A 7,528-nucleotide genomic window follows, 5' to 3' on the forward strand; every position below is an offset into this window, starting at 1 on the left:
CTGCTGACCGGCTGCCAGACCTACGGTCAGCCACAGCCGGTGCAGAACCAGCCGATCGGCAGCGCGGGCGTGCCGCCGGCGGCCCCGGCGACGAAGGGCCCGGCGGGGGCGGCGGGGGCGCTGGCGACGTTGGCCGATATCCCGGTCGGCGGCGGGAAGATCTTCGCCGCCCAGAAGGTGGTGGTGACCCAGCCCCAACCCGGCACCGTCAAGGCGTTCTCCGCGACCTGCACCCACCAGGGCTGCACGGTCACCTCGGTCAAGGGTGACCGGATCGTCTGCGGCTGCCACAACAGCCAGTTCGACATCAGCGACGGCTCGGTCAAGGGTGGGCCGGCCAACGCGCCGCTGCCGGAGGCCAACGTGGTCCTCGACGGCGACGCCATCCGGCTGGCCTGAGGCGGCCCCAGGCGCACGCGGGGGTGGCAGCGACCGGGAGGCGCTGCCACCCCCGCGTGGCGGGCCGGGTCTGGTGACCGGCGTTCAGGCGGTCGCGGTGGTGTCGGGGACGATCGCCCGCAGCCAGTGCTGGGCCAACAGCGCATGCCCGGACGGGGTCAGGTGCACCCCGTCGTCGGTCCAGACGCGGTCGTCGGTGTCGGCGGCGGCGAAGGCCGCGTCGACCGCGACCAGCGTCGCGTCGAAGTCGGCGGCGAGGCGGCGTACCACCTCGACCTTCGGGTCGAGATCCTCCCGCCAGGCCCGCTGCTTGTCGTCGAGCGGGATGAGGAACGGCTCCATCAGGATCAGTGCCGCGTCGAGCCGATCCCGCGTCCTGGTCAGCACGTGCCGGTAGTCGCGTTCGAACTCCTCGACACCGGTCGGGTCGTCGTGGTCGTAGCGCCGCCAGGTGTCGTTGATGCCGATCAGTACCGACACCACCTGCGGGGCGAGCGCCAGGCAGTCGTCGTCCCAGCGGGCGCGCAGGTCGCGCACCCGGTCGCCACCGATGCCCCGGTTGAGGAAGGTGACCCGGTGCGCCGGCTGTGCGCCGGTGAACCAGGCCGCCGCCATCATCGCGTACCCGTGGCCCAGGTCGGCTCCATCGGTGCGGTCCCGATCCGCGTCGGTGATGCTGTCGCCGATGAAGAGCACCCGCCCTCCGCACGGCACCTGTACGGTCATCCGTCGCCTCCTCCAGCCGTCGCTGCGACCATGATGGACGCGATCATGCCGGACCGCCAGTGCGATCGCGACACGTGGACGGCCGGCGGTCCCGGCGCAGCCCGAGTGCGGGACGCGATGCCGGGCGCGACCGCAGGTCGCTGCGGGATCACTGTGGATTGATACCGAGCAGCTCCCGGTTGACTACATCGATGCTCATCACTACATTCCGGGGATGCCGGGAAAGCGCTTGCCGTCCCGCATCCAGCGCTTTCACCACCACGCTCCGGAGGAGTTTCCGATGAAACACACGACCAACCGGCAACCACGCCGGTGGCGGCTGGGCCTGGCGGCCACCGCGGCACTGGCCCTGGCCGGCACCGAGGCGGCGGCGGTCGCCCCGGCCGCCGCCGCGACCCCCACTCTGCACGGCGCGGCCGTCGGCGCCGCCGCGGCGTCCGTCGGCACGGCGACCGCCACCGGCCAGAGCGGGCAGGTGGCCGCTGCCGCCTGCGGCAGCGGCAGTTACCAGGCCGAAGCCACCCTCAACGGCAGTACCTGGACCTCCCGCAACGGCAGCCGCACCGTCTACACCGGCGGCGACATGCGGGCCGCCGTCCAGGCCGCGATCGACAGCCTCAGCTCCGGCCGCACCAGCAAGCAGCGGGTGGTGGTCCGGGGATCCGGCTCGGTCAGCGCGGGCTCGCGCATCAACCTGCCCAGCTACACCGCGATCGACGTCTGCGGCACCATCAGGGTGACCGGCACCGGCTCCGGTGACCAGGCCCCGATCTACTCCCGGGGCACCACCCAGATCGAGGTCGGCCACCTCACCCTCACCGGCTCCCCGCTGTACGGCATCTTCATGCGCAACGTCACCAACGTGGTGCTCGGGCAGATCGACATGCGGCTCTCCAGCGGGCTGGGCGTGCGCATCGACAACCGGGGCAACACCAGCCAGTGGAGCCGCAACATCCGCATCGACAACGTGTACGTCTCGGGAGCCCGCTCGCACGCCGTCGAGACGTACGGCGTGGACGGTCTCACCATCGGCACCGTCACCGCCCGCAACGTGGGCGAGTCCGGCCTGCTGCTCAACCAGACCATCAACGCCACGGTCGGCACCGTGGACGCGGAAAACGCCGGAGCCGGCACCGGCTACGCGGCCTTCCGGATGGCCAACCGCAACGGCCGGGTCGGCTCCAGCTACCCGACCAACATCCGCGTCGGCACCGTGCGTGCCCGCGGCGGCGGCCGCGGAATCTTCTGCGTCTCCGAGTCCGGCGGCGCCACCATCGACCGGGTCGACATCGCCAACACCGGCAACAACGCCATCCTGATCGAGAACTGCTACGGCGTGACCATCGCGACGGGCGGCGGCACGATCAGCGGTGGCGGTGAGGTGCGGCTCGCCGAGCGCACCTCGTTCCCCGGCAACCGCGACATCGCGCTGCGCAACTTCACCCTGGTGAACAGCCGGATCGTGGAGAACCCCTGCGCGGACAACCTGACCATCAGCAACATCGTGCTGAACAACTCGACGATCCGCCGGTGCTGACCCGGCGGTGAGAACGGCCTCGCCCGGCCGGGGAGATCCCCGGCCGGGCGAGTCGCGTGCGCCCCTGCCGTCAGCGGCGGCCCGAGGCGGTGCCGTAGACCGCTCGGGTCCGTGCCGACACCGCGGTGCCCGGCTCGTGGCCCGGCCGGGTGGCGGTCACCCGTACCGACAGCCGCCTGCCGAGGTCCGCCGTGGTCGGGATGTACCGCGCGTCGGTGGCACCGGCGATCTCGACCCCGTCCCGCAGCCACTGGTACGAGTAGGTCAGACCGCGCAGGTCCCAGGTACCCGTGGTGGCGGTGAGCGGCTGGCCGACCCGGGCGGAACCACCCACGACCGGCAGCGTCCTCGCCGCCGGGCCCACCGCCAGCACCTCGAGGACCCCCTCGGCACCGGTGTTGCCCGCCACGTCCACCGCCCGGTAGCGCACGGAGTGCGCCCTGCCGTCCAGGGAGACCGGGGCCGTCCAGGTGGTCCACGCCCCAGCGTCGATCCGGTACTCCAGGCGGGCCACGCCGGACTCGCCGTCCTGGCCGGTGACGGTGAGCGTCCGGTCCCGTACCACCGCCTGGGCCGTCGGCGCGGTGTCGTCCACCTTGACCCGCAGCGACCATGCCTCGCTCCAGAACAGGTTGGTGCCCTGCGCCCGGTACTCGATCAGGTGCTGCCCACCGGTCAACGCGACCGGCTCCCGGTACGGGAACCAGCCACCCCCGTCGATCTGGTACTCGACCAGCCGGACCTTCGGGCCGGCGGTGAGCGTCAACGCCGCTCCCTTGCCGTACCACCCGTCGGCACCGGCGGCCGAGACGGTGGCCTTCGGCTGTCCGCCGTCGTAGCGCAGCGGCTCGACGCTGGACAGCGTCGGGACGACCTTCCTGATCGTGCCGTCGGCGTTGAAGTACATCCGGTCGATGGTGGTCTCCCGGTGCGTTCCGTCGCCACCGGGGATCGCGAACCGGTGGTACACGATGTACCAGTCGTCGGTGCCCGGCACCTGGAGCACCGAGTGGTGACCGGTGCCGAGGATGCCCTGGCCGGGGTCCTTGGTGAGGATCTCGCCCTTGCTGGTGAACGGGCCCATCGGGCTGGTCCCGACGCCGTAGCCGACCCGGTAGTTCTCGCTGCGCGTGTCGTCGATCGACCAGGACAGGTAGTAGGTGCCGTCACGCTTGTGCATGAACAGGCCCTCACGGAAGCCCGTCAGGCCGGTCAGCTGCACCCGCTTGCTGACGTCGTACGAGATCATGTCGTCGTTCAGCGGCACCACGTACGGGGTGCCGTTGCCCCAGTACAGGTAGCTCTTGCCGTCGTCGTCGGTGAAGACGGCCGGGTCGATCTGCTGGGCGCCGTTGTAGTCGGCCTTGCTGACCAGCGGCTTGCCCAGCGGGTCGACGAACGGCCCGAGCGGGGAGTCGGCGACGGCGACGCCGATGTTCTGCTGGGCGGAGAAGTAGAAGTAGTACTTCCCGTTCTTCTCGATCGCGGCGGGCGCCCAGGCGTTGGTGTCCGCCCAGGAGATGTCGGGCCCGAGGTCGAGGATCGTGTCATGCTCGGTCCAGTCGACCAGGTTACGGCTGGACCAGACCTTGAACTTCGTGCCGCTCCAGCCGGGGAACCCGTCGGTGGTGGCGTAGATGTAGTAGGTCTCGCCGAACCGGACGATGTTCGGGTCGGCGTTGAGCCCGGGCAGTACCGGCGAGCGCATCTGCACCGCCTTGACGGTCCACTCGCGGGTCTCTCCCGAGTCGCTGGTGACGGTGAGCGTCACCGGCGAGGAGTAGTCCCGCGTCCCACCCGGGCTGACCGTCGAGGTGGCGGCCACCACGTAGGTCGGTGCCAGCTTCGTCAGGTCGGTGCCCGGCTTCACCGGTAGGGTGATGGTGCTCGTCGCGGCGTCGATGATCGCGGGAACCTTGAGGCTGTCGAGCTGGACGGCCACCACGCTGGTGCCGTTGGCCCCGAGCCCGGCGACCTCGGCGTCGGACAGCGCCCGGTTGTAGATCGAGAAGTCCCGCACCCGGCCCTTGAGGTACCGGTCGGCGGTGTACTGGGAACGGCCGATGTAGTTGGCCGTGGTCCGGCCGCCGCCGATGTCCCCGGGCTTGTTGGTCACGTCGGTCTTCTCGGCGACCCGCACGCCGTCCAGGTAGAGCCGGGCGGTGCCGGCCGAGTTCAGGGTGTACGTGAGGGTCTTCCACACTCCGCGCGGCACGGCGCTGCCATTGGTGATCGTCTGCTCGCCGGTCCAGTTGCTCAGGCTGATGCCGGTCCGGTAGTTGTTACCGGTGGTGAAGAGGTAGCCGTTGCCCACGCCCTCGGAGTCGGTGTTGCCCAGACCCCAGACGAAGTACGGGGTGGCCTGGTCGCTGGCGATGTTGACGTCCATCGACACGGTGATCTCGTCGAGTCCGGCCATGATGTTGTCGGGCAGGTCGACGTGACCGTTGGTGCCGCCGAGGGCGAGGCTGCCGCCACTCCAGGTGGCGTCGCCGGCCAACTTCGCGTCGTAGCCGTTGCCGGAGGCGTCGGTGACCGTGGTGCCGGCGTCCTGGTCGAGCGGGTAGTGGGCCACCACGCCCTGCGGGTTGGCGCGCACCGGCGGGGGCGCGTCGTTGAGAGCGTCGAGTTCCTTCTTGGTGACCGGGATGACCGTGCCGTGGCGGGGGCTGGCGGGCAGCTTGTAGCTCGCCGGCACCTTCCAGTCCGGGTTCTCCAGGTCGTTGGTGCCCAGCGGGATGTAGCCGCGGCCGCCGTACTCGTCGACGAAGAGGTAGTACTGCGAACCCGAGGTGTCACCCGGGTTGGCCTTGAACACCGTCGGGCCCTCGACGGCCGAGGTGCCGGCGTCGCGCCCGATGCACGCGGTGATCCTGGACCAGGCCGGCTTGCCGGGCAGGTCGACGGCGGTCAGCGAGTTCGACTTCTCCTGAATGATGTCGGAGCAACCGGTGCCACCGCCGCCCTCGTCCTTGGTGAACCGGTAGTAGGTGTCGCCCTCACGGATGACGGTGGAGTCGATGCGCGACTCGCCCCGGTCCTGCCAGATCGTGGCCGGGCTGAAGGTGACGAAGTCGCGGGTGGTCGCCGCGAGCATCCGGTTGTAGGTGTTGCCGGTGTGGTTCGGGTCGCTCTCGGCGTACATCTTCGACGCCCAGAAGACCAGGTACTCACCGCGGGCCTCGTCCCAGTACGCCTCCGGCGCCCAGGTGTTGCCGGCGGTGGGCGGCGAGATCAGCACGTGCCGCTGCTCCGACCAGTTGACCAGGTCGGTGGATTCCCAGACCTCCAGGTACCGGCTGCCCTGGCGCTGCGCGACGTCCCAGTTGCCGTTGCGACCGATGGACAGGTCGGTGGCGATGAGGAAGAACCGGTCGCCCTCCGGGCTACGGATCAGGAACGGATCGCGCAGGCCCAGGGTGCCGTACTTCGACTCCAGCTTCGGCTGCCCGCCGTTGAGTTCGGTCCACTGCAGGGCGTTGTTACCCCGGCTGGCCGCGAAGTAGATCTTCTCGCCGGCGATGGAGTTGCCGGTGAAGTAGCTGAACGCGTAGCCGGCGTAGGGGGCGGGCGCGGGCAGTTCGCGGACGGTCAGCTCGATCGCCCGCTCTGCGGTCGCGGCGCCGACGGTCACGGTGGCGGTGACCGTGACCTTCACGTCGCCCGCGCCGTGGGCGGGACGCGTGACCACGCCGTCCGGGGTGACGACCGCGGGACTGGCCGAGCGCCAGCTGACTGTTGCTCCGTGCAGCCCGGTGGTGGGCATGGTCAGGTTGCCGCGCACGTCGTCGGCGTGCACCAGGGACAGCCCGGCGGCGGCGGCCTCGGCACGGGTCTGGTCCGACTCGCTCGGCAACACCGTCGCGGTGAACGTCTTCGTGCCGCTGGAGCCGCCCCGGGTGAGGGTGGCGGTCAGGGTGACCGTCGCCGGCCCGGCGGCCGGGGTGGGTCGGTTCACCACGCCGGTCGGGCTGATCGTGCCCGGCGCGCTGGAGGACCAGGCGATCGTGGAGCCGTACGTGCCGGTGCTCGGAAGAGTGAGGTTGCCGGTCACCGCCGAGAGGTCACCGAGGTCCAGCGCGGCGACGTCGCCATCGACGCGGGTGGCGTCGGGCAGCGCGATCGCGGCCACCTCGTCGGCGTCAAGCGCCCGGTCGTAGATGCGGAAGTTCGCCACCTGGCCCTTGAGAAGGCGGTCGACCGCGTAGTTGGACTTCCCGAGGTTGTTGTTGGTCGTGGTGCCGTTACCGACGGCGCTGGGCAACACGGTGACGGCGGTGTTCCGGCCGACCTGCACGCCGTCCTCGTAGAGGGTGCCGGTGGTGCCGGTCTGCGTGTAGGTGACCGACTTCCAGACCCCACGGGTGAGGTTGGCGCCCTTGCTGGTCACCTTCTCACCGGACCAGTTGGTCGTGGTGATGCCGGCCCGGAAGGCGTCGCCGCTGCTGAACAGGTAGCCGGAGCCGGAGCCGGAGGTGGCGGAGTTGCCGAGGCCCCAGATGAAGTACGGGCCCTGTTGTGTCGGGTCGAGGTAGACGTCGACCGCGACAGTGATGGAGGACAGTCCGGCCAACAGGTTGTTCGGCAGCTTGACGTGGTCGTCGACCCCGTCGAGTCGCAGGCCGCCGCCCGTCCAGGTGCCGCCGCCGACCAGGGTGCCGTTGTTGCCGCGGCCGGAGGTGTCGGTGACCGTGCTGCCGGTCGTCTGTTTCAGGTCGTAGCGCAGCAGCAGGCCGTCGGTCACGTCAGCGGTGGCGGCCGTCGCCGTCCCGGCGGGGAGCAGCGCGGCGAAGAGGCTGAGAACCACACCGGCCGTGAGTGGACGGAACCGGCGAAGGGACAAAGCACGGGGAGCGGGGGAGGGTC

4 protein-coding genes are annotated in these 7,528 nt (G+C 70.5%); 2 read left to right on the forward strand and 2 right to left on the reverse strand.

The annotated features are described in order from the left end of the window. Nucleotides 1–399, forward strand: a 399-nt coding sequence (locus E1166_RS27985) for a Rieske (2Fe-2S) protein (protein ID WP_132342892.1), incomplete at its 5' end; no start/stop codon positions are given. Between the two features lie 84 nt (nucleotides 400–483). Here the strand turns inward: E1166_RS27985 and E1166_RS27990 are convergent. Beyond that, on the reverse strand, nucleotides 484–1,125 hold the full coding sequence (locus tag E1166_RS27990; RefSeq protein WP_132342893.1) for an SGNH/GDSL hydrolase family protein: 642 nt from the start codon (nucleotides 1,123–1,125) through the stop codon (nucleotides 484–486). A 280-nt stretch (nucleotides 1,126–1,405) separates the two neighbouring features. On the opposite strand from E1166_RS27990, the gene E1166_RS27995 reads away from it, so the two are divergent. After that, nucleotides 1,406–2,662, forward strand: a complete 1,257-nt coding sequence (locus E1166_RS27995) for a hypothetical protein (protein WP_132342894.1) — start codon at nucleotides 1,406–1,408, stop codon at nucleotides 2,660–2,662. A gap of 70 nt (nucleotides 2,663–2,732) precedes the next feature. Here E1166_RS27995 and E1166_RS28000 read toward each other — a convergent pair whose 3' ends face one another. Next, nucleotides 2,733–7,469, reverse strand: coding sequence for a family 43 glycosylhydrolase (locus tag E1166_RS28000; protein ID WP_165944450.1), 4,737 nt, complete (start codon nucleotides 7,467–7,469; stop codon nucleotides 2,733–2,735). Between the last annotated feature and the right edge of the window lie 59 nt (nucleotides 7,470–7,528).

This window comes from Micromonospora sp. KC213, assembly GCF_004348325.1.
Lineage (GTDB): Bacteria > Actinomycetota > Actinomycetes > Mycobacteriales > Micromonosporaceae > Micromonospora.